21 protein-coding genes are annotated in these 26,825 nt (G+C 75.3%); 13 read left to right on the forward strand and 8 right to left on the reverse strand.

From position 1 onward, the window contains the following. Window positions 1-265 precede the first annotated feature (265 nt). Both AC02VZ_RS05615 and AC02VZ_RS05620 read right to left on the reverse strand, forming a co-directional pair. On the reverse strand, window positions 266-2,677 hold the full coding sequence (locus AC02VZ_RS05615; protein ID WP_476474692.1) for an AfsR/SARP family transcriptional regulator: 2,412 nt from the start codon (window positions 2,675-2,677) through the stop codon (window positions 266-268). Window positions 2,678-3,288: 611 nt separating this feature from the next. Then, window positions 3,289-3,459, reverse strand: a complete 171-nt coding sequence (locus tag AC02VZ_RS05620) for a thiazolylpeptide-type bacteriocin (RefSeq protein ID WP_103543201.1) — start codon at window positions 3,457-3,459, stop codon at window positions 3,289-3,291. A gap of 201 nt (window positions 3,460-3,660) precedes the next feature. Between AC02VZ_RS05620 and AC02VZ_RS05625 the strand changes: the two genes are divergently transcribed. After that, complete coding sequence (locus tag AC02VZ_RS05625; protein ID WP_432054912.1) at window positions 3,661-4,581, forward strand: HipA family kinase; 921 nt, start codon at window positions 3,661-3,663, stop codon at window positions 4,579-4,581. A gap of 12 nt (window positions 4,582-4,593) precedes the next feature. On the opposite strand, the gene aceB is transcribed toward AC02VZ_RS05625, so the two are convergent. Further along, a complete protein-coding gene (gene aceB, locus AC02VZ_RS05630; RefSeq protein ID WP_432054911.1) occupies window positions 4,594-6,219 on the reverse strand; it encodes a malate synthase A in 1,626 nt (541 codons plus the stop codon). Window positions 6,220-6,439: 220 nt separating this feature from the next. Further along, entirely contained in the window at window positions 6,440-7,054 is a 615-nt protein-coding gene (locus AC02VZ_RS05635; RefSeq protein WP_476474693.1) for a nucleotidyltransferase family protein, read from the reverse strand. A gap of 227 nt (window positions 7,055-7,281) precedes the next feature. Here AC02VZ_RS05635 and AC02VZ_RS05640 point away from each other — a divergent pair, with 227 nt between their 5' ends. Then, the gene (locus tag AC02VZ_RS05640) at window positions 7,282-7,599 is read left to right on the forward strand and encodes a DUF5955 family protein (RefSeq protein ID WP_432054909.1); all 318 of its coding nucleotides are present in this window, start codon (window positions 7,282-7,284) and stop codon (window positions 7,597-7,599) included. A gap of 183 nt (window positions 7,600-7,782) precedes the next feature. On the opposite strand, the gene AC02VZ_RS05645 is transcribed toward AC02VZ_RS05640, so the two are convergent. Continuing rightward, entirely contained in the window at window positions 7,783-8,592 is an 810-nt protein-coding gene (locus AC02VZ_RS05645; protein ID WP_432054908.1) for an IclR family transcriptional regulator, read from the reverse strand. 707 nt (window positions 8,593-9,299) lie between these two features. Between AC02VZ_RS05645 and allB the strand changes: the two genes are divergently transcribed. Together allB and alc are read left to right on the forward strand one after the other, a co-directional pair. Further along, window positions 9,300-10,640 carry an allantoinase AllB gene (gene allB / locus AC02VZ_RS05650; protein WP_476474694.1) on the forward strand — a complete coding sequence of 447 codons (1,341 nt, stop codon included), beginning with the start codon at window positions 9,300-9,302 and terminating at the stop codon, window positions 10,638-10,640. Between the two features lie 52 nt (window positions 10,641-10,692). Further along, window positions 10,693-11,808, forward strand: coding sequence for an allantoicase (alc, locus tag AC02VZ_RS05655; protein ID WP_476474695.1), 1,116 nt, complete (start codon window positions 10,693-10,695; stop codon window positions 11,806-11,808). 256 nt (window positions 11,809-12,064) lie between these two features. Here the strand turns inward: alc and AC02VZ_RS05660 are convergent, their stop codons facing one another. After that, window positions 12,065-12,853 (reverse strand): SDR family NAD(P)-dependent oxidoreductase, encoded by a 789-nt coding sequence (locus AC02VZ_RS05660; protein WP_476474696.1) that lies wholly within the window; start codon window positions 12,851-12,853, stop codon window positions 12,065-12,067. Between the two features lie 147 nt (window positions 12,854-13,000). On the opposite strand from AC02VZ_RS05660, the gene AC02VZ_RS05665 reads away from it, so the two are divergent. Next, on the forward strand, window positions 13,001-13,627 hold the full coding sequence (locus tag AC02VZ_RS05665) for a dihydrofolate reductase family protein (RefSeq protein WP_476474697.1): 627 nt from the start codon (window positions 13,001-13,003) through the stop codon (window positions 13,625-13,627). A 120-nt stretch (window positions 13,628-13,747) separates the two neighbouring features. Here the strand turns inward: AC02VZ_RS05665 and AC02VZ_RS05670 are convergent, their stop codons facing one another. Then, window positions 13,748-13,948: a hypothetical protein gene (locus tag AC02VZ_RS05670; RefSeq protein ID WP_164332978.1), complete on the reverse strand. Its 201-nt coding sequence runs from the start codon at window positions 13,946-13,948 to the stop codon at window positions 13,748-13,750. Between the two features lie 180 nt (window positions 13,949-14,128). Between AC02VZ_RS05670 and AC02VZ_RS05675 the strand changes: the two genes are divergently transcribed. The 3 genes from AC02VZ_RS05675 (at window position 14,129) to AC02VZ_RS05685 (ending at window position 16,649) form a co-directional block, all read left to right on the forward strand. Next, window positions 14,129-15,376: a sensor histidine kinase gene (locus tag AC02VZ_RS05675; protein WP_476474698.1), complete on the forward strand. Its 1,248-nt coding sequence runs from the start codon at window positions 14,129-14,131 to the stop codon at window positions 15,374-15,376. Window positions 15,377-15,470: 94 nt separating this feature from the next. Next, window positions 15,471-16,148, forward strand: a complete 678-nt coding sequence (locus tag AC02VZ_RS05680) for a response regulator transcription factor (RefSeq protein WP_164438982.1) — start codon at window positions 15,471-15,473, stop codon at window positions 16,146-16,148. 72 nt (window positions 16,149-16,220) lie between these two features. Then, window positions 16,221-16,649, forward strand: a complete 429-nt coding sequence (locus tag AC02VZ_RS05685; protein WP_164332476.1) for a PaaI family thioesterase — start codon at window positions 16,221-16,223, stop codon at window positions 16,647-16,649. Between the two features lie 73 nt (window positions 16,650-16,722). Here AC02VZ_RS05685 and AC02VZ_RS05690 read toward each other — a convergent pair whose 3' ends face one another. After that, entirely contained in the window at window positions 16,723-17,745 is a 1,023-nt protein-coding gene (locus tag AC02VZ_RS05690) for a Gfo/Idh/MocA family protein (protein ID WP_164335503.1), read from the reverse strand. Window positions 17,746-17,861: 116 nt separating this feature from the next. Here AC02VZ_RS05690 and AC02VZ_RS05695 point away from each other — a divergent pair, with 116 nt between their 5' ends. The 5 genes from AC02VZ_RS05695 to AC02VZ_RS05715 all read left to right on the forward strand — a co-directional run bounded on the left by AC02VZ_RS05695 (window position 17,862) and on the right by AC02VZ_RS05715 (window position 26,759). Beyond that, window positions 17,862-18,611 (forward strand): GntR family transcriptional regulator, encoded by a 750-nt coding sequence (locus AC02VZ_RS05695; protein WP_476474748.1) that lies wholly within the window; start codon window positions 17,862-17,864, stop codon window positions 18,609-18,611. Between the two features lie 466 nt (window positions 18,612-19,077). Next, window positions 19,078-20,226 (forward strand): ROK family glucokinase, encoded by a 1,149-nt coding sequence (locus AC02VZ_RS05700; RefSeq protein ID WP_164335501.1) that lies wholly within the window; start codon window positions 19,078-19,080, stop codon window positions 20,224-20,226. Beyond that, entirely contained in the window at window positions 20,223-20,801 is a 579-nt protein-coding gene (locus AC02VZ_RS05705) for a sugar kinase (RefSeq protein WP_476474699.1), read from the forward strand. Before AC02VZ_RS05700 ends, AC02VZ_RS05705 begins: the two co-directional genes overlap by 4 nt. Window positions 20,802-21,075: 274 nt before the next feature. Beyond that, window positions 21,076-24,060, forward strand: coding sequence for a DEAD/DEAH box helicase (locus AC02VZ_RS05710; RefSeq protein ID WP_476474700.1), 2,985 nt, complete (start codon window positions 21,076-21,078; stop codon window positions 24,058-24,060). 881 nt (window positions 24,061-24,941) lie between these two features. Continuing rightward, the gene (locus AC02VZ_RS05715) at window positions 24,942-26,759 is read left to right on the forward strand and encodes an SWIM zinc finger family protein (RefSeq protein WP_476474749.1); all 1,818 of its coding nucleotides are present in this window, start codon (window positions 24,942-24,944) and stop codon (window positions 26,757-26,759) included. The last annotated feature ends 66 nt before the right edge of the window (window positions 26,760-26,825 follow it).

Raw genomic sequence — 26,825 nt, forward strand, 5'->3', positions numbered from 1 at the left:
GCGGGTGGACGAGGGGTGGACGAGGGGTGGGGGAGCCGTGGGAAGCGGTGGGGAAGTGGTGGGGAAGCGGTCCTCGGGCAGTCGTGTCCGACGTGATCCGTCGCTCCGTGAGTGCGGTCCGTCGGTATGCAGAGTTTTGCGTCGGTATCCGGCGGTATGGGTATCCGTTCGTGGGTGCGCAGGAGTGAGGTCGGAGGTGCGAGGGTCACGGCCCACCGGTGCCGTGCCGGGCCGTGCCGGCCGTGCGGGCCGGGGTGCGGGTCGGTCAGGTGGCCCCGGACGGCAGGGCGTGCCGGGCCACGGGCGGGAGGGGGTGTGCGGCGTCGCCCGACCGGGTGGCGCGGTGCAGCGCGTGCGCGCGGAAGAGCGTGTTCATCCGTAGCCGGCCCGGTTGTTCCTCGTCGAGGAGACCGCGGTCGAGGAGCTGTTCCAGCACCTCCTCCGCACGGGTCTCGGGCACCGCGAGCGCGTCGGCCGCCTCCGTCGGGGTCAGCTTCCCGTCCAGCCGTGCCAGCCGCAGATGCGCGTCGGCCAAGGGCGCGGGCAGTCGGCGCAACGCGTCGTCGAGGAGCAGCGGTACGGACATCCGGGGGTCGTCGGGCAGCGCCAGCCGGGCGGGCAGGTCCCGCCGCAGCCAGGCGGCGCAGTCGGCGAGGCGCTGGGCAGGACGGGTCAGCAGCCGGGCCAGCACGATGCGCAGCGCCAGCGGGACGTGCCCGCACAGGTCGGTGAGCGCACGCGCCGCGGCGGGCTCCGCCGCCACCCGCGGCCTGCCGAGGACCCGGGCGAGCAGGTCGAGGGACTCCTGCCGGGGCAGGGCGCCCAGGTGCAGCACGGCGGGGCCGTGGGTGGCGACCAGGGCCGCCAGCCGCCGACGGCTGGTCACCAGGACGGCCCCCCGGGCGGTCTGGGCGGACGTCCCGGCGAGCAGGTGGCGCACCTGGTCCGGGTGCATCACGTCGTCCAGCACCACCAGGCAGGCGCCGCGGGACAGGCTGGGCGCGAGCCGGGAGCGCAGTTCCGCCGCCGCCTCCTCGACGGGCCGGGGCGTCCCGTCGGGCGTGGTCAGCGACACCAGCACGGCACCGCCCGGATACCGGTCCGCGACCAGGTGGGCGGTGTGTCGGGCCAGCGCCGTCTTGCCCATTCCGGGGCCACCGGAGATCACCGTCAGCACGGGGGCGGTGTCGTCCGGCGCGCGCTCGGTCCGGTTCAGCCGAGCGACCAGTTCGGCGGTCTCGCCGGCCCGTCCGGTGAAGCCGGGTACGTGCGGCAGCCGGGGTGCGAGAGGCGTGCCGTGGGCCGGACCGCCGGCCGGGACGAGCCGGCGGTCCGGCTGCTCACCGGGGGAGGACGGCCGAGCGCCGGAGCGGTACGCCTGGTCGTCGGAGCCGGACGGTGGGTGGCCGGCCGACCGGGGCTCCGTGGGGAAGGACGGGTCCCCGAGGCCGACGGGCCGGTCATCGTGGAGGGAGGGGCCACCGGGGATGTCGGAGGGGCCACCAAGGAGCTGGGAGGATGCGTCCGGGGGGCCGTCGGGGTGCCCCGCGAAGGCCGCGGCCCCGCCCCCGTCCGTCGAAATGATTCCGCCTCGACCACCTCGACCACCTAGACCACCTCGGCCGCTTGGACCGCCTCCGGCCCCGCACCCCACCGCGGTGCCGCCCCGCACCCCGCCCGAGCCGTCGAAGGCGTCGTAGCCACCCGAGACGTCGTAGCCACCCGAGGCGTCGTAGCCACCCCAGATGCCGGGAACACCGGTCCCGGAGGCATGAGCGGCGTCGGCCACCGGATCCGCAACGACGGCCCGAGCGGCGCCGGCAGCCGCAGCAGAGGCCGCCGCCCCAGCCGAGGCACCCGCCGCAGGGGCCGGCCCTGTAGGCCCCGGAGACCCCGTCGGCCCCGTCAGCCCCGCCGACACGGCCTCCCCCCGCGGGAGTCCACGCAGCTCCTCGCCCCGCAGGATGGCCAGTTCCAGGGCCCGGAGCGGCGGGCCGGGGTCGACCCCGAGTTCGTCACGGAGCCGGCCGCGGATCCGGCGGTACTCGGCCAGCGCCTCGTTCTGCCGTCCCGCTCCGTACAGGGCCCGCATCAACTGCGCGGACAGGCCCTCGTGGTGAGGGTGGGCTCCGGTGGCCTCCCAGAGGTCCACGAGGACCTCACGACACCGGCCCTGCGCCAGCTGCAGCTCGCAGACCCGCTCCAGCGCGCGCAGCCGCTGCTCGGCGAGCCGGGGCACCTCGTCGCGGTGCAGCAGTTCCGAGGGGACGTTGGCGAGGAGCGGTCCGCGCCACAGCCCGAGAGCCGTGCGCAGCAACGGCAGTTCGGCCTCGCCCGCACCGGACGCCTCGGCCGTCAGGCGGCGGAAGTGCAGCAGGTCGAGGGTATCCGCGTCGGCGGTGAGGCGGTAGCCGCCGGCGACCGCGACCACCATCCGTTCCGCGATGCCGTACTTGGCGAGCAGGCGGCGCAGGCGGAGCACGCAGCTCTGGAGCGCGGACTTCGCGGTGGCCGGCTGTCTCTCCCCCCAGACCGCTTCCAGGAGGCGGTCGACGGGGACCACCTCGCCGGGCCGGAGCAGCAGCGCCGCGAGCAGGGACGTCGGTTTGGCCGGTGGCAGGACCACCGCGTCACACCCGTCCGTCACGCTCAGCGGGCCGAGCAACTGAAAACGCACAGCCTTCCCCCGTTGACCCTCGAACTCCTGCCGCCTCGGCCGGCGACCGGCCCCTGGCGGACCGCTGGTGCTGTCACCGTGCCTGACCCACCGGGGAGCGGTGGCTCACTCGTGCGCCCCTTTCTCGCCCCGGGCGGGGGAGAGGCGGAAAGTGTGAAGCGGTTGCGTGCTGACGCCGTCGTTCTTGTGGCAGTCGTGAGTGTCTACCGGCGTAGAACGGGGGTCAAGGGGTGGTCACGGAATCACCTGTGGACGAGTTCCGGTCACTGACGCATCGTCAACTTTCAGCGCACACAGCATTGTTACAGGTAGCCGCGCCGAAGAGGATCGGGGGCCGGGGCGTCGCGGGGTCGTCCGTCGTGTGAAAAGCAAGCGCCTGCGCGACCCGGTGTTCGCCGAACCGTGCCGAGGAGTTCATCCCCGCCCCCGCGGGCGCCCCGCAGGCCGCTCCGCCCCGCCGGCCGCTCCGCCCCGCCGGCCGCTCCGCGCCGTCGGCCGCCCCGCCGGCCGCTCCGCCCCGTCAGGCGACCCGTGTCCGGGCACGCCTGAGACCCGGCCCGCCCCGCCCCGGACGGGGACGGCGCGAACCGGGTGTCAGCGCACCGCCGGAGTCAGGCGGAGCAGGAGGTGGTGCTGCAGGTGGAGCTGGACGTCGAGGTGGAGCTGGTGCTGGTGCAGCCGGCCAGCACGACCTCGCTGGCGTCCGAGTAGTCGGAGATCTCGAAGGTCTCGGCCTCGAGCTCGAGGATCTCGTCGGCGAGGGTGCTCAGGTTCTTGTCCATGACGTCTCCCGAAGGGGTCGGGGCGGACCACCGTCTCCGGGGCCGCCGTGGCTACCTCGCCCAGTCCAGCCGACCCCGCTCACCGTTCGGCTGCCTCCCGCTGGCATACCGCTGGCACGCCGCGCCGGCGGGGAGCGGGGACCCCGGCACCCGGGACCGTGGACGGCGGCGTCCCGGGAGGCCGTCGCGTAGCCTGGCGGGATGCTCACCGAGGTCACCGCCACCCGCTACCTCACGCACCTGCGGGAGGGCGGCTCCGTGCCGGGGCTCGTCGAGGCCGACGACCTCGGGACGTACGTCGTCAAGTTCACCGCCTCCGCGCAGGGGCGCAAGGCCCTGGTCGCCGAGGTGATCGTCGGGGAGCTGGCGCGGGCGCTCGGGCTGCGCTTCCCCGAGCTGGTGCTGGTGCACTTCGACCCGGCGATCGCGGCCGGTGAGCCGCACCAGGAGGTGCGCGAGCTGCACGCGGCGAGCGCCGGGGTGAACCTCGGCATGGACTTCCTGCCCGGCGCGCGGGACTTCACCCCGGAGGTGGCGGAGGTCTTCCCCGTCGATCCGCTGGAGGCCGGCCGGATCGTCTGGCTCGACGCGCTCACCGTGAACGTGGACCGCACCGTGCACAGTTCCAACCTGATGGTCTGGCCGACCCTCGGCACCGTGCCACCGCGCCTGTGGCTCATCGATCACGGGGCCGCCCTGGTGTTCCACCACCGCTGGGACGGGCTCGACCCGCGCAGGCGCTACGACTTCCGGCACCACGCGCTCGGCTCCTACGGCCCCGACGTGCGCGCCGCCGACGCCGAGCTGGCGCCCCGGGTGACCGAGGACCTGCTCCGCGCCGTCGCCGCCGAGGTGCCCGACGCCTGGCTGGCCGACGATCCCGCCTTCGCCACGGCGGACGAGGCCCGGGACGCCTACGTGCGCCACCTCCTCGCGCGGGTGCGGGCGTCCGCGGACTGGCTGCCCACGGACTTCCCGAGCGCCGGGGAACTCGCGGAGGAGAACGCCCGGCGCGCCGCCCGCACCCGCCAGGGCCGGCCCGACTGGCTCAAGCAGGTCCCCGACCTGCACGGCAAGCCCGCGGCGCGCCAGGACTGGTCGGTGCACCTCGGCCGGGGCTGACGGCGCGGGGCTTCAGCCCTTCAGCTGCTGGTAGGCGGGCAGGGTGAGGAACTCGGTGTAGTCCTCGTCGAGGGAGACCCGCAGCAGCAGGTCGTGTGCCTGCTGCCAGGCACCCGACGCGAACGCCTCCTCGCCCGCCTCGGCGCGCAGGGCCGCCAGTTCCTCCGCCGCCACCTCACGGACCAGGTCGGCGGTGACCCGTGCGCCGGTGTCGAGGACGACGCCCGCGTTGATCCACTGCCAGATCTGGGAACGGGAGATCTCCGCGGTCGCCGCGTCCTCCATCAGGTTGAAGATGGCGACCGCGCCGAGTCCGCGCAGCCACGCCTCGATGTAGCGGATGCCGACCTGGACGGCGTTGACCAGACCGGCGTGCGTGGGCCTGGCGTCCAGCGAGTCGACGGCGAGGAGGTCCTCCGCGCGCACGTCGACGTCCTCGCGCAGCCGGTCCTTCTGGTGCGGCCGGTCGCCGAGCACCCGGTCGAAGGACTCCAGGGCGATCGGCACCAGGTCGGGGTGGGCGACCCAGGAGCCGTCGAAGCCGTCGCCGACCTCCCGGTCCTTGTCGGCCCGCACCTTCTCGAAGGCGACCTTGTTGACCTCCGGGTCCCGCCGGGACGGGATGAACGCGGCCATGCCGCCGATCGCGTGGGCGCCGCGCCGGTGGCAGGTGCGCACCAGCAGCTCGGTGTACGCGCGCATGAACGGGGCGGTCATCGTCACCGCGTTGCGGTCCGGGAGGACGAACCGGGGCCCGGCGTCACGGAAGTTCTTGATGATGGAGAACAGGTAGTCCCAGCGGCCGGCGTTCAACCCGGAGGCGTGGTCGCGCAGTTCGTAGAGGATCTCGTCCATCTCGTAGGCGGCCGTGATCGTCTCGATGAGGACGGTGGCCCGGACCGTGCCCTGCGGGATGCCGAGGTGGTCCTGGGCGAAGACGAACACCTCGTTCCACAGGCGGGCCTCCAGGTGCGACTCGGTCTTCGGCAGGTAGAAGTACGGGCCCTTGCCGAGGTCGAGCAGCCGCTGGGCGTTGTGGAAGAAGTACAGGCCGAAGTCGACCAGCGCGCCGGGCACCGGCGTGCCGTCCGCGTCGACGAGGTGGCGCTCGTCCAGGTGCCAGCCGCGCGGGCGCACGACCACCGTCGCGAGCTCCTCGGCCGGGCGCAAGGCGTAGGACTTGCCGGACACCGGGTCGGTGAAGTCGATGGTCCGGGTGAAGGCGGCGGTCAGGTTCAGCTGCCCGGTGATCACGTTCTCCCAGGTGGGCGCCGAGGCGTCCTCGAAGTCGGCGAGCCAGACGCGGGCGCCCGAATTGAGCGCGTTGATCGTCATCTTGCGGTCGGTGGGCCCGGTGATCTCCACCCGGCGGTCGTTCAGGGCCTCCGGGGCCGGGGCGACGCGCCAGGAGTCGTCCGCGCGGATCGCGGCCGTCTCCGGGAGGAAGTCCAGGGTGGCGGTACGGGCGATCTCAGCGCGGCGCTCCGCGCGGCGGGCCAGGAGTTCGTCACGCCGCGGCGTGAACCGCCGGTGCAGCTCGGCCACGAAGGCGAGCGCGGCCTCGGTGAGGACCTCGTCCTGCCGGGGCAGCTCCGGGGCGTCGACGACGGCCAGCGGGGACGGCGCTGGTGCGGACATGTGCTGTCACTTCCTTCGCGAGCGTGGCACCGGGTGCCGGGCGACCCGGGGTGGGGCGGGAGCGCCCGGAACGCACACCGGACGCTTCTGGGCAGTGGATAGTAGTTTCCTCATGGTGGAAGTTCAATGTTCTGTTGAAGCGAAGCACGTCCGGCGCGGCGGCGACTGGCTCTCCGTGCCATGCTGCTCACTCCCCGCTCACTCCCCGCTCACTCCTTGCTCACTCCAGGTGTGCGAGATCCGCCTCCGTGTCGATGTCGTACGCCGCCGCCACGTCCCCGCACTCGACCGCCGTCAACGCGCCCGCGTGCTGCCGCAGATAGGCGCGCGCGCCCTGGTCGCCGGTCGCGGTCGCCGCGATGCCCGCCCAGTGCGCGTCACCGAACAGCACCGGATGGCCGCGCACCCCGTCGTAGACGGCCGAGACCAGCGAGTCGCCCGCGCGGTACGCGGCGAGGACGCGCGCGACCGCCTCCGGCCCGATCCCCGGCTGGTCCACCAACGTGACCAGGGCCGCCCGCGCTCCGGTGCCGGCCAGCGAGTCCAGCCCGGCCCGCAGGGACGTCCTCATGCCCTGCTCCCACTCCGGGTTGTCCACGAGGACGCAGCCGGGCAAGGCGGCACGGGCGCGCACCTCCTCCGCCGCCGCACCCAGCACCACGTGCACCCGCGCACAGCCGCCGGCGCGCAGCACCCGCACCGCGTGCTCCACCAGTGGCCGTCCCCGGTGGGTCAGCAGCGCCTTGGGGCGCCCGCCGAGCCGCCGACCGCCCCCCGCCGCCAGCAGCAGACCCGCCACCACCGGTACATCCCGGCCCTCACGCAACTCCGTCATGTGCTCTGCATACCGCACAGGCCGGGGCGTGCGCGGGCGGCGCGAGCGCGGCGCGGAAGGGCGCGCGCCGCTGCGCGCCCGGGGCCACGGCGTCACGCTGCGGAGCAATTCGATGACGCAGCGGACTGGCGCGACGGGCCCGGGGTGGCGTTTACTGGCGCGCACCGGTCGGGCGCGATGCCGGGCCGGGCAGGGGAGGCGCACACCGGCGTGCGAGGGGGAGGACCGTGTTGCGGAGCGTCGAGCAGAGGCGGGTGGCAGCAGGGGACCACGAGGACCCACGGGTGACGGAACTGCGCACCGCCGTCGCCCGACTGCGTCGCCAACTCGCCGCCCATCCGGTGGAGTTCCCCGATCGGAGCATCGCGGAGGAGGAACTCGCCGCCCTCGACGCGCTGGCCGCCGACGGCGGCCGGGACCTGCCCCGGCTGCGGCGCTCGCTGCTGCTGGTCGCCGGGGCGATCGGCTCGATGAGCGCCCTGCGGCGGGGCGTCCAGGACGTGCGGGCCGCCGTCGAACTCCTCGCCGCGCCGCCGCGCGGCTGACCGCGCCGGGATCACCTGCCGTCCGGTGCGTCCGCGGACGCGGGGCGTCGACCGTCGCCCGTCGCCCGGGGGTGTGCACCGCTCCGGGTGCTGCCGTCGGCCGGTGCGTCCGTGGGTGTGGGCCGTTCCGTCGCCCGGTGTGCGCCGCCCCCCGGTGTCCCCGGTCGGGCCGGCCTGTCGCCGTCAGGCGGTGGTGCCGCCACCCGCCGCGGTCAGGACCTCCGAGAGTTCCGCCGCCACCTGCTGGAGCACCGGCACGATCCGCTCCGTCGCCGACTCCGTGACCCGCCCGGCCGGGCCGGAGATGGAGATCGCCGCGGCGGTGGGGGAGTCGGGGACCGGCACCGCGAGGCAGCGCACGCCGATCTCCTGCTCGTTGTCGTCGATCGCGTACCCCTGCCGGCGCACGTCGTCGAGCGCGGCGAGGAAACCCTCCGGTGTCGTGATGGTCCGGTCCGTCGCCGCCGGCATCCCGGTGCGGCCGAGCAGCGCCCGCACCTCCTCGGGCGGGAACCCGGCCAGCAACGCCTTGCCGACACCGGTCGAGTGCGGCAGCACGCGCCGCCCGACCTCGGTGAACATCCGCATCGAGTGCTTCGACGGCACCTGCGCCACGTAGACGACCTCGTCGCCGTCGAGCAGCGCCATGTTGGCCGTCTCCCCGGTCTCCTCCACCAGACGGGCCAGGTGCGGACGCGCCCACGTGCCCAGCAGCCGGGCAGCGGACTCGCCGAGCCGGATCAGCCGCGGACCCAGCGCGTAACGGCGGTTGGGCTGCTGGCGGACGTAACCGCACGCCACGAGGGTGCGCATCAGCCGGTGGATGGTCGGCAGGGGCAGGCCGCTGCTCGCGGACAGCTCGCTGAGGCCGACCTCGCCGCCCGCGTCCGCCATGCGTTCCAGCAGGTCGAAGGCCCGCTCCAGGGACTGGACGCCACCGCTGGGGGCGGACGTCCGGGCGGACTCGTGGGTGCTGGCGCTGGACGTCGGCACGACGCGTTCCTTTCGGGGCGGACGGGCGGGCACGCGGGAGCCAGAAGCCTACCCGGCGGCCGGACGGCGGCCCGTTCGTGCGGAGGCACGTTCTGTTTGGTGGAAGTCTAATTCCGTTTAGTGGAAACATCCAGAGTTGCGGATGCGGGCCCCTCCCGGCGTCCGCGACTCTTGACGGTGGGCGGATCGGAGTGAAGACTCCTTCAACAGAACGTTGAAATCGGCAGGTGGGCCGCGAGTCGGACGGAGGGTCGACGGGCCGCCCCGCCCGAGGGACCAGCCGCGCCGCCGGAACGCGAGGGCCACGCCGGGCGGCCCCCGCCGGAACGAGGTGCGGGGGTGCACCACGAGCACGCACCGGCCGAACCGGTCGACCGGGCCCCACCAGGAGAACCACGTGGCCGGAACTCGGCCGGAACAGGCAGAACCGGCGGACGGACCCGGCCCGAGGGCCCGCCGGCGGGGCGGCCGGGCGGCCGGGACGCGACCGCCGAGGCGGACCGGCCGCCGACATGGACCGAGAAGCCGGCCAAGAAGCCGACGCAGAAGCCACTGACACGAACGAGGAAGCCGCGACGAAGGACGAGAAAACCGACGTAGAAGGCCGAAGAAGCCGACGCAGAAGGCCGAAAAGACCGACGTAGAAGCCGCCGAGGCACAACAGCAGGGCCATCGCCAGGATCCAGACGACGAAACGAGGGGTACGGGTGTCCGACACCGAACTGGTGCTGCGCTCGACGCGCGTGATCACACCGGAGGGCCCGCGGGCCGCGTCCGTCGCGGTCGCCGGCAGCACGATCACCGCCGTCCTGTCGCACGACGCCCCCGTCCCCCGCGGGGCACGTCTGGAGGACGTCGGCGACGACGTCCTGCTGCCGGGCCTGGTCGACACCCACGTGCACGTCAACGACCCCGGCCGCACCGAGTGGGAGGGCTTCTGGACCGCCACCCGCGCCGCCGCGGCCGGCGGCATCACCACCCTCGTCGACATGCCCCTGAACTCGCTGCCGCCCACCACGACGGTGGACCACCTGCGGATCAAGCAGCAGGTCGCCGCCGCCCAGGCACACGTGGACGTCGGCTTCTGGGGCGGCGCGCTGCCGGACAACCTCAAGGACCTGCGCCCGCTCCACGAAGCGGGAGTGTTCGGCTTCAAGGCGTTCCTGTCGCCCTCCGGCGTCGACGAGTTCCCGCACCTCGACCAGGACCGGCTGGCCCGCGTCCTCGCCGAGATCGCCGCCTTCGACGGCTTGCTGATCGTCCACGCCGAGGACCCGCACCACCTCGCCTCCGCCCCGCCCTGCAGCGGCCCCCGGTACGCCGATTTCCTCGCCTCCCGCCCGAGGGACGCCGAGGACACCGCCATCGCACAACTTCTCGGCCAGGCCCGCAGGTTCGGCACGCGCGTGCACATCCTGCACCTGTCCTCCGCGGACGCCCTGCCGCTGATCGCCGAGGCCCGGGCGGACGGGGTGCGCGTGACCGCCGAGACCTGCCCCCACTACCTGACCCTGACCGCCGAGGAGGTCCCGGACGGCGCCAGCGAGTTCAAGTGCTGCCCGCCCATCCGGGAGGCGGCCAACCAGGACCTGCTCTGGCAGGCCCTCGCGGACGGCACCGTGGACTGCGTGGTCACCGACCACTCCCCGTCCACCGCCGACCTGAAGACCGCCGACTTCGGCACCGCCTGGGGCGGCATCTCGGGCCTCCAGCTCAGCCTGTCCGCGGTCTGGACCGAAGCCCGCCGACGCGGCTACGGCCTGGAGGACGTGGTCCGCTGGATGGCGGAGGGCACCGCCCGGCTGGCGGGCCTCGACGACCGCAAGGGCGCGATCGCTCCGGGCCACGACGCCGACTTCGCCGTCCTCGCCCCCGACGCGACCTTCACCGTCGACCCGGCGGCCCTCCAGCACCGCAACCGCGTGACCGCCTACGCGGGCCGGACCCTGCACGGCGTCGTCCGGTCCGCCTGGCTGCGCGGCCGGCGCATCCTGACCGACGGCGATTTCACCGCACCGGAAGGCCGCCTGCTCACCCGACACCCCTGACCCCGGCTCCGACACCGGCCCCCCGACTCCCGAAAGGCAGGACCCGATCCCCGTGACGGCGAATCTGAGCTTCACCGGCGACGCGCACCCCTACAGCGGCGGCGACCCCTACGCGGACTACCGCACGGCCGACCTCCCCTTCCGCAGGCTCACCGACCTCGCCGACCGGCGGCTCGGAGCCGGAGTCATCGCCGCCAACGACGAGTTCTTCGCCCAGCGCGAGAACCTGATCCTGCCGCAGCGCGCCGAGTTCGACCCCGAGCACTTCGGTCACAAGGGCAAGGTCATGGACGGCTGGGAGACCCGGCGCCGCCGCGGCACCTCGGCCGCCCACCCCTGGCCCGCGGCCGACGACCACGACTGGGCGCTGATCCGGCTCGGCGCGCCCGGCGTCGTCCGCGGCATCGTCGTGGACACCGCCCACTTCCGGGGCAACTACCCCCAGGCCGTGTCCGTCGAGGGCACCTCCGTGGCCGGCTCCCCGTCCCCGGAGGACCTGCTCTCCGACGACGTGAAGTGGACGACGCTCGTGCCGCGCACCCCGGTGGGCGGCCACGCGGCCAACGGCTTCGTCGTCTCCGCCGAGCAGCGCTTCACCCACCTGCGCCTCAGGCAGTACCCCGACGGGGGCGTCGCCCGGCTGCGCGTCCACGGCGAGGTCGTCCCGGACCCGGCGTGGCTGACCGCCCTGGGCACCTTCGACGCCGTCGCCCTGGAGAACGGCGGCCGGGTCGAGGACGCCTCCGACCGCTTCTACTCGCCCGCCGACCACACCATCCAGCCCGGCCGCTCCCGCAAGATGGACGACGGCTGGGAGACCCGGCGCCGCCGCGACCAGGGGCACGACTGGATCCGCTACGCGCTGACCGGCCAGGTCGCGGTCCGCGCCCTGGAGATCGACACCGCCTACCTGCTCGGCAACAGCGCGGGCTGGGCCTCGGTGTCGGTCAGGGACGGCGACGACGGCGACTGGCGGGAGATCCTGCCCCGCACCCCGCTCCAGCCCGACACCAACCACCGTTTCGTCCTCCCGGACGCGGCCGTCGGCACCCACGCCCGCGTGGACGTGTTCCCCGACGGCGGCATCTCCCGCCTGCGCCTCTTCGGCTCCCTGACCGAGCAGGGCACGGCGGCCCTCACCGCCCGCCACCAGGAACTGGGCGGCTGACCGGCGGCATCCGGCGCGGGAGCCCGCTCGCAGGGCGCCCGCGCCGGATGCGGCTCACGCGCGAGCGCGGGGCAGGGTCCGCTCATGGGGGGGCGCTCACGCGGGATCTGCTCACGCGCGAGCGCGGGGCTGGGTCACTCACGCGGGATCCGCTCACGGGGGGTCCGCTCACGGGGGGTCCGCTCACGCGGAATGCTCACGCGGGATCTGCTCGCGGGATCTGCTCACGCGCGAGCCGCTCCCGTGCGAGCCCGCGTCACGCCGCGTGTCCGCCGTCCACCGCGAACTCCGCGCCCGTCACGTAGCCGGCGCCCGCCAGGTGGGCGACCGTGTCCGCCACCTCCTCCGCCGTGCCGAACCGGCCCAGCGCGGTCATCGCCGCCTGGCCGTCCGCGTGGGGGCCGTCCGCCGGGTTCATCCCGGTGTCGATCGGCCCCGGGTGGACGATGTTGGCCGTGATCCCCCGGCCGCCCAGCTCGCGTGCCAGCGCCTTGGTGAGGCCGACCAGCGCCGACTTGCTCATGGCGTAGAGCGTCCCGCCGGGCCCGGGCACCCGCTGGGTCATGCACGTGCCGATCGTGATGATCCGGCCCCCGCGCGGGAGGTGGGCGACGGCCGCGCGGGAGGTCAGGTAGACACCGCGCACGTTGACCGCGAGCACCCGGTCCACGTCGGCGTCCGTGAGGGACTCCACCGGACCGAGCACCCCGACGCCCGCGTTGTTCACCAGCACGTCGAGCCGGCCCAGCTCGCGCACGGCCGCCGCCACCGCGCCGGCCGCCTCCCCGGCGTCACCGGCGTCGGCGCGCAGCGCCACCGCGCGGCGCCCCAGCGCCTCGACGGCGCGGATCACCTCCGCGGCGGCCTCCTCGTCCCGCACGTACGTCACCGCGACGTCCGCGCCCTCCCGCGCGAGCCGCAGCGCGGTCGCCGCGCCGATTCCGCGCCCGCCGCCGGTCACCAGGGCCGCCCGGCCGGCCAGCGGCCTCCCGTCGGCCTTCTCATTCGTCTTCCCGGGGGACTGCACATGGGCGTATTCCGTCATGGGTCCATCCCAGCGTCCGCGCCCCGGGAGTGCTGGCGGGCAACGGACATCGTCCACGAGGACGCGGGCGACCGATGAGTGGCGGCCCCGGCGGCGGTCTGCACCATGACGTCCCACCCGTGAACGACCGGAAAGGCAGGTCCCGCCATGGGCCGGCTCGTAGTCACCAGCTTCGTCACCCTCGACGGCGTCCACCAGGCTCCCGGAGCGCCGGACGAGGACACCTCCGACGGCTTCCGCCAGGGCGGCTGGACCGTCCCCTTCGTCGAGGAGGAGTTCGGCGGGTTCGCCGCCGACGGCTTCTCGCGCGCGGGCGCCTTCCTCCTGGGCCGCCGCACCTACGACATCTTCGCCGCCTACTGGCCCAAGGTCACCGACCCCGCCCACCCGATCGCGGGGCCGATCAACAAGCTCCCGAAGTACGTCGTCTCCAGCACCCTCACCGACCCGGACTGGTCCCCGACGACCGTGCTCACCGGTGAGCTCGTCGAGGAGGTGGCGGCGGTCAAGGAACGCACCGAGGGGGAGCTCCAGGTGCACGGCAGCGCGGCCCTCGCCCGGTCGCTGCTCGCCCTCGACCTGGTCGACGCCCTGCACCTGGTGACCTTCCCCGTCGTGCTGGGCGCCGGGCGCCGCCTGTTCGGGGAGGGCTTCCTGCCGACCGCCTTCCGCCGCACCGGCGGCAGCGTCACCGGCACCGGCGTCTCCATCCAGACCTACGCCCCGGCCGGGCGCCCCGAGTACGGCGCGTTCGAGCTGCCGGAGGACGCCTGACGAACGGGACCGGTCCGCACACCGGCTCCGGACGGCCCGCCCGGACGGTGCCGCCCGGATGGTGCCGCCCGAACGCGGTCGGCCGGAAGCGGTGAAGCCGGTCGCGGTCAGCGGTCGTGGTCAGCCGGACGCCCGGCTCTCCGCGGCGGCGAACAGGGCGCCGCCCAGCACCAGCAGGGCGAGACTCGCGTAGAGCTCGTAGCCGTCGAGGAAGCCTACGCGCTGCACCACCCCCCAGTGCCAGTCCGTGAACTCGCTCACGAGACCGGCCAGCCCCTGCACCACGGCGAGAAAACCCAGAACCTCCAGCGTCTGCTTCATGCCGTCGACTCTCGCGCGGCCGCGCCCCCGCCCGGATCGGCCGGGGGACGGCCCCGGGGCGACGGAGGACCATGGTCCGAGGCGGCCGGTGCGCCGAAAGTCTGCGCCGCCGCGACTTCGGTATCCGATCCCGCCCGGGACGCGGCGCGCCGCCCGGCCCCCTGCGTAGATTTGTCGACCGTGACTGGTGACAAGGCGGCGCAGACCGCCCCGGTGCTCACGGGGCCCCGATGGTTCTTCCCGTCCGCCCTCCTGCACGAGCTCGACCCCGGCACGGACCGCTCCGGGCGCCGCCCCCGGCGGACCCTGCGGGACTGGGTCGTCGACTTCGGATGCTTCCTGCTGGCCGTGGTGGTGGGCCTGCTGGGTGCCGAGACGCTCAGTCACAGCGATGTGCCGCCCGCCCTGATCGCCGTCGACCAGCTGCTCGGCGCGCTCTCCTGTGCCGCGCTCTGGCTGCGCCGCCGCTGGCCGCTCGGGCTCGCCGTCGCCATGGTCCCGGTCAGCTTCGTCTCGGAGACCTCCGGCGGCGTGGCCATGATCGCCCTGTTCACGCTCGCCGTGCACCGGCCCTTCCGCTACGTGGCCTGGGTGAGCGCGGCACAACTCGCCCTCTTTCCGCTCTACTTCTGGTGGCGTCCGGACCCCGACCTGCCGTACACCGCCGCGGTCGTCCTGCTCGCCGTGCTGACGGGTGCCGTCGTCGGCTGGGGCATGTTCGTCCGCTCCAAGCGGCAGCTCCTGCTGAGCCTGCGGGACCGGGCCCGGCGGGCGGAGACCGAGGCCCGGCTGCGTGCCGAACAGGCGCAGCGGCTGGCCCGGGAGGCCATCGCCCGAGAGATGCACGACGTCCTCGCGCACCGGCTGACCCTGCTGAGCGTGCACGCGGGCGCGCTGGAGTTCCGCCCCGACGCGCCGCGCGAGGAGATCGCGCGGGCGGCCGGCGTGATCCGGGAGAGCTCCCACGAGGCGCTCCAGGACCTGCGGGAGATCATCGGCGTGCTGCGGGCCGGGGACTCCGACGACGGGGGCCGGCCGCAGCCCACGCTGGCCGCCCTGGAGACCCTGGTCGCCGAGTCCCGCGACGCGGGCATGAAGGTCGTCCTCGCCCTGCGCGTCACCGACGCCGACGCCGTGCCCGCCGCCGTCGGCCGCACCGCCTACCGGATCGCCCAGGAGTGCCTGACCAACGCCCGCAAGCACGCCCCCGGCACCGAGGTCACCGTGACCGTCACCGGCGCACCGGGGGAGGGGCTCGACGTGACGGTGGCCAACCCGCCGCCCGGCGACGTCGTACCGCCCGTCCCCGGTGCCGGGCAGGGGCTGATCGGGCTCACCGAACGGGCGACCCTGGCGGGCGGCACCCTGGAGCACGGGCCCACCCCGGACGGCGGGTTCGAGGTGCGGGCCCGGCTGCCGTGGCCGTGACCCGGCCCCGGCACCGCGCGCCGTCCCCCGCCGCCGGACCGGCCGGCCCGCACCCCGTGTCGCCGCACCGCCCCGCCGTGATTACGTACCGCCCATGACTGCGATCAGAGTGCTCCTCGTCGACGACGACCCGCTGGTGCGGGCCGGGCTGTCCTTCATGCTGGGCGGCGCCGACGACATCGACATCGTCGGTGAGGCCGCCGACGGCGGCGAGGTCGGCGCCCTCGTCGACCGCACCCGCCCCGACGTCGTCCTGATGGACATCCGGATGCCGACGGTGGACGGGCTGGCCGCGACCGAGGCGCTGCGCGGCCGCGAGAAGGCCCCGCAGGTCATCGTCCTCACCACGTTCCACGCCGACGAGCAGGTGCTGCGGGCGCTGCGCGCGGGCGCCGCCGGGTTCGTCCTGAAGGACACCCCGCCCGCCGAGATCGTCGCCGCGGTGCGCCGGGTCGCGGCCGGGGATCCCGTGCTGTCGCCCGCGGTCACCCGGCAGCTGATGGCGCACGCGGCCGGCACCGCCGCCGACACCCGGCGCGCCCGCGCGCGGGCACGGATGCAGACCCTCAACGAGCGGGAGCGCGAGGTCGCCGTCGCCGTCGGGCGGGGCCTGGCCAACGCGGAGATCGCGGCGGAGCTCTACCTGAGCGTCGCCACCGTCAAGAGCCACGTATCCCGCATCCTGGCCAAGCTGGACCTCGACAACCGGGTGCAGATCGCCCTGCTTGCCTACGACGCCGGACTCCCCGAGGACCCGCCCGGGACGCCGTAGCACCCGGCGCCCCCGGACCCCCTTCCCTCGTCTTCCTGCACCTTCCGACGCCTCCTGAGGAGCCCCGCCGCCATGACCCCGCCGCCCGCTCTCGACCTGACCGCCGCCCGGCACGTCCTGGACAGCCAGCCCTTCAGCCGGCTCGTGGGCGCGCGGGTGACCGCCTTCGGGGACGGCGGCGCCACCCTGGAGATCGACGTCCGGGAGGAACTGCACCAGCAGAACGGTTTCCTGCACGGCGGTGTGGTGTCCTACGCCGCCGACAACGCGCTCACCTTCGCGGGCGGCACCGTGCTCGGGCCGCACGTGCTCACCGGAGGCTTCTCCATCCAGTACCTGCGCCCGGCCACCGGACGGACCCTGCGGGCCCGCGCCGAGGTGGTGCACGCGGGCCGCCGCCGGGCCGTCGTCCGCTGCGACCTGTTCACGGTGGACGGCGACGGCGCCGAGACCCTGTGCGCCGTCGCCGAGGGCACCGTCCTGCCGGTCGCGACACCCTGAGCCGGGACGGACGCGGCGCGCGTGCCGAGGGGGCCGCCACGGCACCGGTGAAGGGGGCCACGCCCGTCCCGGCTCAGCCGAAGGCCGCCTCCTGCCCGCCCGGGATCTCCGCCGGACGCACCGCCCGGCGCTCCCGCCGGGACAGCTCGCACGCCTCCGCGATGCGCAGCGCCTGGAGCGCCTCCCGCCCGTCGCAGGGGTTGGGCCGCTCGCCGCGCACCACCTCGACGAAGGCGACGAGTTCCGCCTCGTAGGCCGGCGCGAAGCGCTCCAGGAAACCGGTCCACGGCTTGTCCGCGGCCGGCGGGCCGGTCGGCTCCGTGGACGCGATCGGTGTCCGGTCGTCGAGCCCCACGACGATCTGGTCGCGCTCCCCGGCGAGTTCCATCCGCACGTCGTACCCGGCGCCGTTCATGCGGGTCGCCGTGACCGCGGCGAGCGTGCCGTCGTCCAGGGTGAGCAGGACGGCGCCCGTGCCCACGTCGCCGGCCTCGCGGAACACCGCCGGCCCGGCGTCCGACCCGGCCGCGCAGACGTCGGTGATCTCCCGGCCGGTCACCCAGCGCAGGATGTCGAAGTCGTGGATCAGGGTGTCCCGGAACAGGCCGCCGGACTGGGCGAGGTACCCGGCGGGCGGCGGTTCCGCGTCGCTGGTCATCGCCCGGACCGTGTGCAGCCGGCCGAGCCGGCCGGAGCGCACCGCCTCACGCGCACCGGTGTAGCCCGCGTCGAACCGGCGCTGGAATCCCATCTGGAGGACCGTCCCGGCCGTCTCCACCTCCGCGATGGCCTGTAACGTCCCCGCCAGGTCCAGGGCGATGGGCTTCTCGCAGAACACCGGGAGACCCGCGCGTGCCGCCCGGCCGATCAGTTCGGCGTGGGCGGGCGTGGCGGTCGTGATCACCACGGCGTCCACGCCCCACGTGTAGATCTCGTCCACCCCGGGCGCCGCCGTCTCCCCGAGCCGGTGGGCGAGCGCCTGGGCGCGCGCCGGATCGGCGTCCGTGAGGATCAGCGAGCCGACGTCGCGATGCCTGCTGAGCGTGTGGGCGTGAATGGTGCCGATGCGGCCTGTACCGATGACCCCGATGCGCATGGAATCAAGGTGCGGCCCCCGCCCCTCCCTGTCAATCCGTATGTCCGGACAACCGAACTACACTACTTCCCGTCAACAATCAGCGGGGCTACGCTCGGGCCGTGCCGAAACCAGGAGTGGACCCGACCGGCCGGCTGGAGCTGCGCGTCGACCGCAGTTCCCCCGTCCCGCTGTACTTCCAGCTGTCCCAGCAGCTCGAAGCGGCCATCGAGCACGGCGCACTGACCCCCGGCAGCCTGCTGGGCAACGAGATCGAGCTGGCGGCACGGCTGGGACTGTCCCGGCCGACCGTCCGCCAGGCCATCCAGTCCCTGGTCGACAAGGGGCTCCTGGTCCGGCGCCGGGGCGTCGGCACCCAGGTGGTGCACAGCCAGGTCAAGCGCCCCTTGGAACTGAGCAGCCTCTACGACGACCTGGAGGCCGCCGGCCAGCGCCCGGCGACCCGGGTCCTGGTCAACACCGTGGTGACGGCCTCCGCCGAGATCGCCGCCGCGCTGGGCGTTCCCGAGGCGGCCGACGTGCACCGCGTCGAACGGCTCCGGCTGGCCCACGGCGAACCGATGGCGTACCTCTGCAACTACCTCCCCTGCGGGCTCCTCGACCTGGACACCGGGCAGTTGGAGGCGACCGGGCTCTACCGGCTGATGCGGGCCGCGGGCATCACCCTGCACAGCGCCCGTCAGACCATCGGCGCCCGCGCCGCCACCGCCGCCGAGGCCGAGCGGCTCGGCGAGGACACCGGCGACCCGCTGTTGACCATGCAGCGGGTCACCTTCGACGACACCGGCCGCGCCGTCGAGTACGGCACCCACACCTACCGGCCGGACCGCTACTCCTTCGAGTTCCAGCTGCTCGTCCGGTCCTGAGGGGGTGAGGTCGGGAGACTTCGGGAGTCCGAGACGCCGGGGGGCCGAGTCCTGTGATGCCGAGGGCTCGGGGGCTCAGGGCCTGAGGTCCTGCCGTCGTCGGATCCCCGGACTCGCCGTCGTCGGGTCCCTCAGGTTGTGCCGCCGTGAGGTAGCGGGGGCGCGAGCCCGGGAATCCGCGCCGTCCCGTCTCCGAGACACCGCGCCGTCCTGTCCTCACGGCCCGGGTCCGTGTCCGGTCACATTGTCCGGACAAGTGGACGTTCGCATCCGTGGCACCCGCCGAGCGCTCCCCACGCGCTCCCGCCGAGCGCTCCCCCCGGCCTCCCGCCGAGCCCTCCCCGGTGCCTCCCGTGACGCTCCGTACCGCACCGGGCAACCGACGGTCCGCGGCGGAAAATGATCCACACCACCCTGACCCTGCGCGTACCGCAATCGGGCCACGCGTGCGGCAGAATCGCACCCGATGAGCACCTACCGCGACCTCACCGCCCCCATCGGCTCCCGCCGTGCCCCGGTCCTGAGAACCGTCGGCACCCGGGAGCGACGCTCACACCTGTCGGCACCCCGGGTGCCGACCGTGGGCATCGACATCGGCGGCACGAAAGTCATGGCGGGTGTCGTCGACGCCGACGGCAACATCCTGGAGAAGCTGCGCACGGAGACGCCGGACAAGTCCAAGAGTCCCAAAGTGGTCGAGGACACCATCGTCGAACTGGTGCTGGACCTGTCCGACCGGCACGACGTGCACGCCGTCGGGATCGGCGCGGCCGGCTGGGTCGACGCCGACCGCAACCGGGTGCTCTTCGCCCCCCACCTGTCCTGGCGCAACGAGCCCCTGCGGGACCGCCTCGCCGGCCGTCTCGCCGTCCCCGTCCTGGTCGACAACGACGCCAACTCCGCCGCCTGGGCCGAGTGGCGCTTCGGCGCCGGACGCGGCGAGGACCACCTCGTGATGATCACGCTGGGCACCGGCATCGGCGGCGCGATCCTGGAGGACGGCCAGGTCAAACGCGGCAAGTACGGCGTCGCCGGCGAGTTCGGGCACATGCAGGTCGTGCCCGGCGGCCACCGCTGCCCGTGCGGCAACCGCGGCTGCTGGGAGCAGTACAGCTCCGGCAACGCCCTGGTCCGCGAGGCACGCGAACTGGCCGCCGCCGACTCGCCCGTCGCCTACGGGATCATCGAGCACGTCAAAGGGAACATCGCCGAGATCAGCGGCCCGATGATCACCGAACTCGCGCGGGACGGCGACGCCATGTGCGTCGAACTGCTCCAGGACATCGGCCAGTGGCTCGGCGTCGGCATCGCCAACCTGGCCGCCGCCCTCGACCCGTCCTGCTTCGTCGTCGGCGGTGGTGTCTCGGCCGCCGACGACCTGCTCATCGGCCCCGCCCGCGACGCCTTCAAGCGCCACCTGACCGGCCGCGGCTACCGCCCCGAGGCCCACATCGTCCGCGCCCAGCTCGGCCCCGAGGCCGGCATGGTCGGCGCCGCCGACCTCGCGCGCCTGGTCGCCCGCCGCTTCCGCCGCGCCAAGCGCCGCCGGGTCGAGCGGTACGAGCGCTACGAGCGGTACGTGGAGGCCCGCCGTACCGCCAGGGAGGCGATGTGAGCGCCGACCTCGCCCACCGCAACGGGCTGCCCGGCAGGCCCCGCCCGCCCGAGGACCGGCGGCACATGATCCGCCGCCGGGCCCTCACCCTGCTCATCATCGTGCTGCTGATCGGCATCCCCGCCGGCTACCTGGTGGTCTCCGGGGCGCAGAGCCGCGCCAGCGGCAAGGACAAGGCGGCCAAGTACGCGGCCACCGGCCTGACCGAGGGCTGGCCGTCGAAGGTGCAGCGGCGCATCTACCAGGTGCCCGTCCCGCACCCGGCGTCGTGGGTGGCGTACTACGAGACCAACAACTGGAAGACCAGCCGCCTCTACGTCGAGTTCGAGACCACCGACGCGGGCCTGAACACCTTCCTCACCAGCCTCGGCACCACGGTGGGGGACCTCGACGAGGGCAAGGTCCCCATCAACGAGCGGGACCGCGGGATCACCGGCTGGCGGTTCGACGGCCCCGGCGCCTGGTCGGGCGTCACCCTCGAGCGGAAGGACCCGGCGCCCTCGCACGACATCGTGGTCAACCGGTCCAAGCCCGGCCTGCCCCGGGTGTACGTCGTCGCCGAGACGGTGCCCTGAGCCGTCGACACGGACGCCGACGTCGACACCGTCGCCCTCGCCGACGCGCTCCGACGCCCGGCCGGGAGCCCGCCCCCGTCCCCCGTCCCCCGTGCCCCGTGCCCCGTGCCCCGTGCCCCGTGCCCGGGGCCCGGTGGTCGCCGGAACCTGAGTCCCGGTATCGATGTCAGACCCCGCCCGTAGAGTCGGAGACAGGTGAACGGGCACGTCGACGACACGATCGGCGTGGCCGTGTCGAGGAGTGGGCACGCGCGGGCGGAGGTGATCAGGAGCGATGAGCGGCGACAGCGCACGGGTCGGCACCGCTACGAGGACCGGTACCGGGACGACGGGCGACGCCGAGGGCGGCGGGGCCCCGGTCTCCGTGCGGCTCGCGGCCGTCTTCCTGCCCGCGCCGGTCCCGCGCGAGGGCCGCGTCGCCTTCTGGGACCCGGACGGGACGGACGGGACGCACGGTACGCCCGGGACGGACGGGAAGGGCGGCCCGGAGCGCGCCAACGGCGCCGACAGCACCGACATCCCTGATGCCGCCCACCTCACCGACCTCACCGACCTCACGGTCGTCCGCCCGCACGGCTCCGGTGTACGGCGGCGCACCGCCCCCGCCCGCACCCTTCCCCTCGACGAGGCCCTGCCGCTGCTGGTCGCCGCGCGCCACGACCCCGCCGCCCACCCCGCCACCGCCTGCTGGGGCGCCGCCGCCCTGCACGCGCTGCGGCTCACGGCCCGCGGGCGGCTGCTGCCCGGCCTCACCGCCGACGGCCACGACGCCTGGCGCGCGGGTCCCCTCGACCCGGACGACGTGGCCCACCTGCGCGCGGTGGCCGCCGCCCTGCCCCCGGAGGGGCACGCCGCCCCGCTGCCCGGCCCCGGGCCGATCCGGCTGCCCACCCCGGAGGCCCTCGTCCGCGCCTTCCTGGACGCCGTGGCCGACCTCCTGCCCCGCACCCCGGCGGCGGCCCACGCCTGCGGACCGGCGTTCGCCGGCCGTGAACCCCGGCGCCTGCCCGGCGCCCGCGACTGGGCCGCCGAGGTCGCCGCCGGGATGGACGCGGGCGTCCGCATCTCACTGCGGCTGGACCTGGCGGCGTACGACCTGTTCGACGGCTCCGGGGACACGGCGGGGGAGGAGGGGGAGGGCCGCCGCGCCGCCCGGCACGCGGGCGCGGCGGTCGTGCAGGTGCACAGCCTGGCCGACCCGACCCTGGTCGCCGACGCGGCGTCCCTGTGGGCGGGCGAGGCCGAGGGCGCCTTCGGACCGCGGGCCCGGGTGGACGCCGCCCTCGCCGTCCGCCGCGCGGCCCGCGTCTGGCCGCCGCTGGACCGGCTGTCCGACCAGGACGTCCCCGACGTACTGGCCCTGTCCGAGGACGAGTTGACCGACCTGCTGGGAGTCGCCGCGACCCGGCTCGCCGCGGCCGGCGTCGCCGTGCACTGGCCCCGGGACCTCGCGCAGGATCTCACCGCCACCGCCGTCGTCCGCCCGGCCCCCGGCTCCGCGACCGACGGCAGCGGCTTCCTGGAGAGCGACCAGCTGCTGACCTTCGGCTGGCAGGTCGCGCTGCGCGGCGACCCGCTCACCGAGGCCGAGATGGACGTCCTGGCCGAGGCCCACCGCCCGGTGGTGCGGCTGCGCGACCAGTGGGTGCTGGTCGACCCCGCCCTCGTCCGCAAGGCCCGCAAACGGGACCTGGGCCTGCTCGACCCGGTCGACGCGCTGTCCGTCGCCCTCACTGGCAGCGCCGAGGTCGACGGCGAGACCGTCGAGGCCGTCCCCGCCGGGGCGCTCGCCGCCCTCCGCGACCGTCTGACCGCCGGCGTCCGCCCCGCCGCCCCGCCCCCCGGTCTCGCCGCCACCCTGCGCGACTACCAACTCCACGGCCTGGCCTGGCTGGACCTCATGACCTCCCTCGGGCTGGGCGGCTGCCTGGCCGACGACATGGGCCTCGGCAAGACGATCACCCTCATCGCGCTGCACCTGAAGCGGGCCCGCCCCGAGCCGACCCTGGTGGTCTGCCCGGCCTCCCTCCTCGGCAACTGGCAGCGGGAGATCACCCGCTTCGCGCCGGGCGTCCCCGTACGCCGTTTCCACGGCCCCGACCGCAGCCTGGACGACCTGGCCGGAGGCTTCGTCCTCACCACCTACGGCACCATGCGCTCGGCCGCCCCCGACCTGGCCGAGCGGCACTGGGGCATGGTCGTCGCCGACGAGGCGCAGCACGTCAAGAACCCGCACTCGGCCACCGCCAAGGCCCTGCGCACCATCCCGGCGCCCGCCCGCGTCGCCCTCACCGGCACCCCCGTCGAGAACAACCTCTCCGAACTGTGGGCCCTGCTCGACTGGACGACCCCCGGCCTGCTCGGCCCCCTGAAGTCCTTCCGCGCCCGGCACGCGCGCGCCGTGGAGAGCGGCGAGGACGACGAGGCCGCCCAGCGGCTGGCCCGCCTGGTGCGCCCCTTCCTGCTGCGGCGCAAGAAGTCCGACCCGGGCATCGTCCCCGAACTCCCGCCCAAGACCGAGACCGACCACCCCGTGCCCCTCACCCGTGAACAGGCCGCGCTGTACGAGGCGGTGGTGCGCGAGTCGATGCTCGCCATCGAGACCGCCCGGGGCATGGGGCGCCGTGGCCTGGTGCTGAAGCTGCTGACCGCCCTCAAGCAGATCTGCGACCACCCGGCGCTGTACCTCAAGGAGGACCACGCGAGGACGGACGACGGCCGGCTCGCCCAGCGGTCCGGCAAACTGGCGCTGCTGGACGAGCTGTTGGACACCGTCCTCGCCGAGGACGGCTCGGCCCTGGTGTTCACCCAGTACGTCGGGATGGCCCGCCTGATCACCACCCACCTCACCGGGCGCGCGGTGCCCGTCGAACTCCTCCACGGGGCCACGCCGGTGGCCGAGCGCGAGCGCATGGTGGACCGCTTCCAGAGCGGGGCCACCCCCGTCCTCGTCCTCTCGCTGAAGGCGGCCGGCACCGGCCTGAACCTCACCCGCGCGGGCCACGTGGTGCACGTCGACCGCTGGTGGAACCCGGCCGTCGAGGAACAGGCCACCGACCGGGCCTACCGCATCGGCCAGACCCAGCCCGTCCAGGTGCACCGCCTGGTCACGGAGGGCACGGTGGAGGACCGCATCGCCGAGATGCTCCAGGCCAAGCGCGCCCTCGCCGACGCGATCCTCGGCTCCGGGGAGTCCGCGCTGACCGAACTGACCGACCGCGAGCTGACCGACCTGGTCTCCCTGAGGAGGCCGTCATGACCCCGCCCCCCGCGGCCGACGCCCCCCGCCCGTCGGACCGGGCCCGCGAAGCTCTCCGGGCGGCCCGCGCGGCGATGCGCGCACGCGAGGAGGCGGGCCCGGGCGCCGACGCGAGCCCGGTCCCCGACGCCGACGTCCCGGCCGACGTGGCCGGCACGGCGGACGCGGCGGACCCGGCGACGGACACCGGCGCCGTGGACCTGCCCTCCCCGGAGCCTGCCGATCCCGCTCACCGGGCTGCGGAGGCCGCCGACCCGGGGGCTTCGGCCCCGGCCCCGGACGCCGTCGGAACGCGGGACGCGGGGGGACCGCCTGGACGGGGCGAGGAGCGCCCTGAGCCCGACCGTGCCACGACCGCAGACCCCGCCGGGAGCACCGCCGTTCCGGGTCCCGCGCGCGGCGACAGCCGGCCCGCGGACGTCGCCCGCGAGGCACTGCGCCGTGCCAGGAGCGCCCGGCGGACGGCCGGGTCGGGTACGGCCCCCGAGCCGCTCCCCGGGACCGCGGAGCACGGCGCCACCGCCGCGCAGGCGGCCCCCGGCACCCGCGAGGCGCCGGCGGACCGTGCCGACGCGGTGTCCCGCACGGGCACCGCGCCCGGCCCCGCCGACGTGACGCCCGGCCCCGCCGACGTGACGCCCGGCCCCGACGACGAGACGTCAGGCCCCGACGTGACGTCCCGCCCCCACGAGGAGACGTCAGGCCCCGTCGGCACGGCATCCCGGGCTGCCGACGAGACGTCCGGTGCGGTCGCCGAGGCTCCCGGGACTGCCGGCCGGGCTTCCGGAGGCGCCCGCGACGCCGCCGGGGACGAGACCCCGGCCGGCCGCTCCGGCGCGGCGGCCCCGGAGCGCCGCCCCGGCGACGTCGCGCGCGAGGCGTTGCGTTCGGCCCGTCAGGAGGCGCTGCACGCCCGCGCCGAGGCCGGGCGTCGCGGTGACCGCGCCGCGCCCCGCCGTACCGGAGCCGTACCCGCTCCGGCCCCCCGGCTGCCCCGTACGTCGCGCGGTGACCGGGTGGCCGACGCGCGGGCCCGTGCGGTGCGGGAGGCGCTCGCGGACGCCTTCCGCATGCCCGCGGACCTCGACGAAGCCCCGGACCCGGACCAACTCCCGCCTCCGGACGGGCCCTCGATCTCCTACGAACCCCCAGCTCCGGACGGGCCCTCGGTGTCGTACGACCCTTCGGCCCCGCACGCGTCCTCGGCTCAGTACGACTCCTCGGCGATGTACGAACGCCCGGCTCCGTACGACCCCCGTGCTCCGTACGACCCCCCGGCTCCCGAACCGCGCCCGGGGGACACAGCCCCCGGGGCGTCCCCCGCCCCGCCGCCGGACCGAGGCGCCCCGCACGCCCCGGCGCCCACCGGGCGGCAGCCGTCCACCGGGACGCCGGCCCCGGCGGGTGCGCCCGCCCCGGGCGCGGAGCCCCGCACGCCCCGTTCCATGGCCGCCCCCGACCGCGACGGCGACCACCGCCGCACCTTCCCGGCCTTCCCGCCCCGCGAGAGCGGCGCGGACGGCATCGCCGACACCTGGTGGGGCAACGCCTGGGTGACCGCGCTGGAGGAGGGCGCGCTGGACGCCGCGCGGCTGGCGCGGGGACGGGCGTACGCGCAGCGCGGACACGTCGACGCGATCACCGTGACGCCGGGCCTCGTCCTCGCATACGTCCGGGGCAGCCGCCCGCGGCCGTACCGCGTGCAGGTGGGGCTGCGGACGTTCTCGGACACAGAGTGGGACAGGTTCCTGGACGCGGCCGCCGACCGGCCCGGTCACATCGCCGCCCTGCTGGACAAGGTGATGCCCCAGTCCCTCGCCGACTGCGGCGTCCCGCTGCTGCCGGGCCCCCGAGACCTCGCCCCGAGGTGCAGCTGCCCGGACTCCGGTCACCCCTGCAAGCACGCCGCCGCGCTCTGCTATGCGACCGCGCGTCTCCTCGACGCCGACCCGTTCGTCCTGCTGCTCCTGCGCGGCAGGGGCGAACGCGAGGTGGTCGACGACCTGTCCCGGCGCAGCGCCGCGCGGGCGGCCCGGGACACGCGGCCCGGACCGCTCCCCGGAGTCCGCGCCACCGAGGTCCTCGCCCGGCGCGACCGGCCGCCGCTCCCCGCGCCGCTGCCGCCGCCCTCGCACCCGGAACAGCCGCCGGTGTACCCGGGGGTGCCGGGCGGGCCGGACGCGTTCGCGCTGGACCAGCTGGCCACCGACGCCGCCGCCCGCGCCCACGCCCTGCTGACGACCGGCCGCGATCCGGTCGGGGGTCTCACGCTGTGGCAGGACGCGGTACGGCTCGCCGCGGCCCGCCCCGGATCGGGGCTCACGGCCGCCACCCGCTCCCTCTACGCCTCCCTCGCCACCGCCGCCGGGCGCACCCCCGCCGACCTGGCCCGCGCGGTCGCCGCCTGGCGCCAGGGCGGCCCGGCGGGACTGGACGCGCTGGAGGAGCCGTGGGACCCGCCGGCCGGACGCTTCGACCGGGCCCGTCCGCTGCTGCTGGCCGCCGACCTGCCCGCGTTCCGCCCGTGGCGCAACCGCCTCACCCACCCGCGCGGCCACGTCCAGCTCCGCCTCGGACGCGACCACCTCTGGTACGCCTACGAGTCCGAGCCCGGCCGCGACGACTGGTGGCCGCGCGGCACCCCCGACCCGGACCCGGTCGGGGCCCTGACGGGGATGGACACCCCGGGCCCGTTGTAGGCGCCCCGGGCAGCGGCGAACGCGATGCCGGGGCGGGCCACCGTCCCTCGGCGGGTCACCGTCCCG

The sequence above is a fragment of the Streptomyces sp. 3-6 genome (genome assembly GCF_056323165.1).

Excerpts from the sequence above, each read along its gene's own strand:
- AC02VZ_RS05620 (WP_103543201.1), bottom strand. The coding sequence starts at position 3,459 with ATGGACAAGAACCTGAGCACCCTCGCCGACGAGATCCTCGAGCTCGAG.
- AC02VZ_RS05625 (WP_432054912.1), top strand. The coding sequence starts at position 3,661 with ATGCTCACCGAGGTCACCGCCACCCGCTACCTCACGCACCTGCGGGAG.
- aceB (WP_432054911.1), bottom strand. The coding sequence starts at position 6,219 with ATGTCCGCACCAGCGCCGTCCCCGCTGGCCGTCGTCGACGCCCCGGAG.
- AC02VZ_RS05635 (WP_476474693.1), bottom strand. The coding sequence starts at position 7,054 with ATGACGGAGTTGCGTGAGGGCCGGGATGTACCGGTGGTGGCGGGTCTG.
- AC02VZ_RS05660 (WP_476474696.1), bottom strand. The coding sequence starts at position 12,853 with ATGACGGAATACGCCCATGTGCAGTCCCCCGGGAAGACGAATGAGAAG.
- AC02VZ_RS05665 (WP_476474697.1), top strand. The coding sequence starts at position 13,001 with ATGGGCCGGCTCGTAGTCACCAGCTTCGTCACCCTCGACGGCGTCCAC.
- AC02VZ_RS05670 (WP_164332978.1), bottom strand. The coding sequence starts at position 13,948 with ATGAAGCAGACGCTGGAGGTTCTGGGTTTTCTCGCCGTGGTGCAGGGG.
- AC02VZ_RS05680 (WP_164438982.1), top strand. The coding sequence starts at position 15,471 with ATGACTGCGATCAGAGTGCTCCTCGTCGACGACGACCCGCTGGTGCGG.
- AC02VZ_RS05685 (WP_164332476.1), top strand. The coding sequence starts at position 16,221 with ATGACCCCGCCGCCCGCTCTCGACCTGACCGCCGCCCGGCACGTCCTG.
- AC02VZ_RS05690 (WP_164335503.1), bottom strand. The coding sequence starts at position 17,745 with ATGCGCATCGGGGTCATCGGTACAGGCCGCATCGGCACCATTCACGCC.
- AC02VZ_RS05700 (WP_164335501.1), top strand. The coding sequence starts at position 19,078 with ATGAGCACCTACCGCGACCTCACCGCCCCCATCGGCTCCCGCCGTGCC.
- AC02VZ_RS05710 (WP_476474700.1), top strand. The coding sequence starts at position 21,076 with ATGAGCGGCGACAGCGCACGGGTCGGCACCGCTACGAGGACCGGTACC.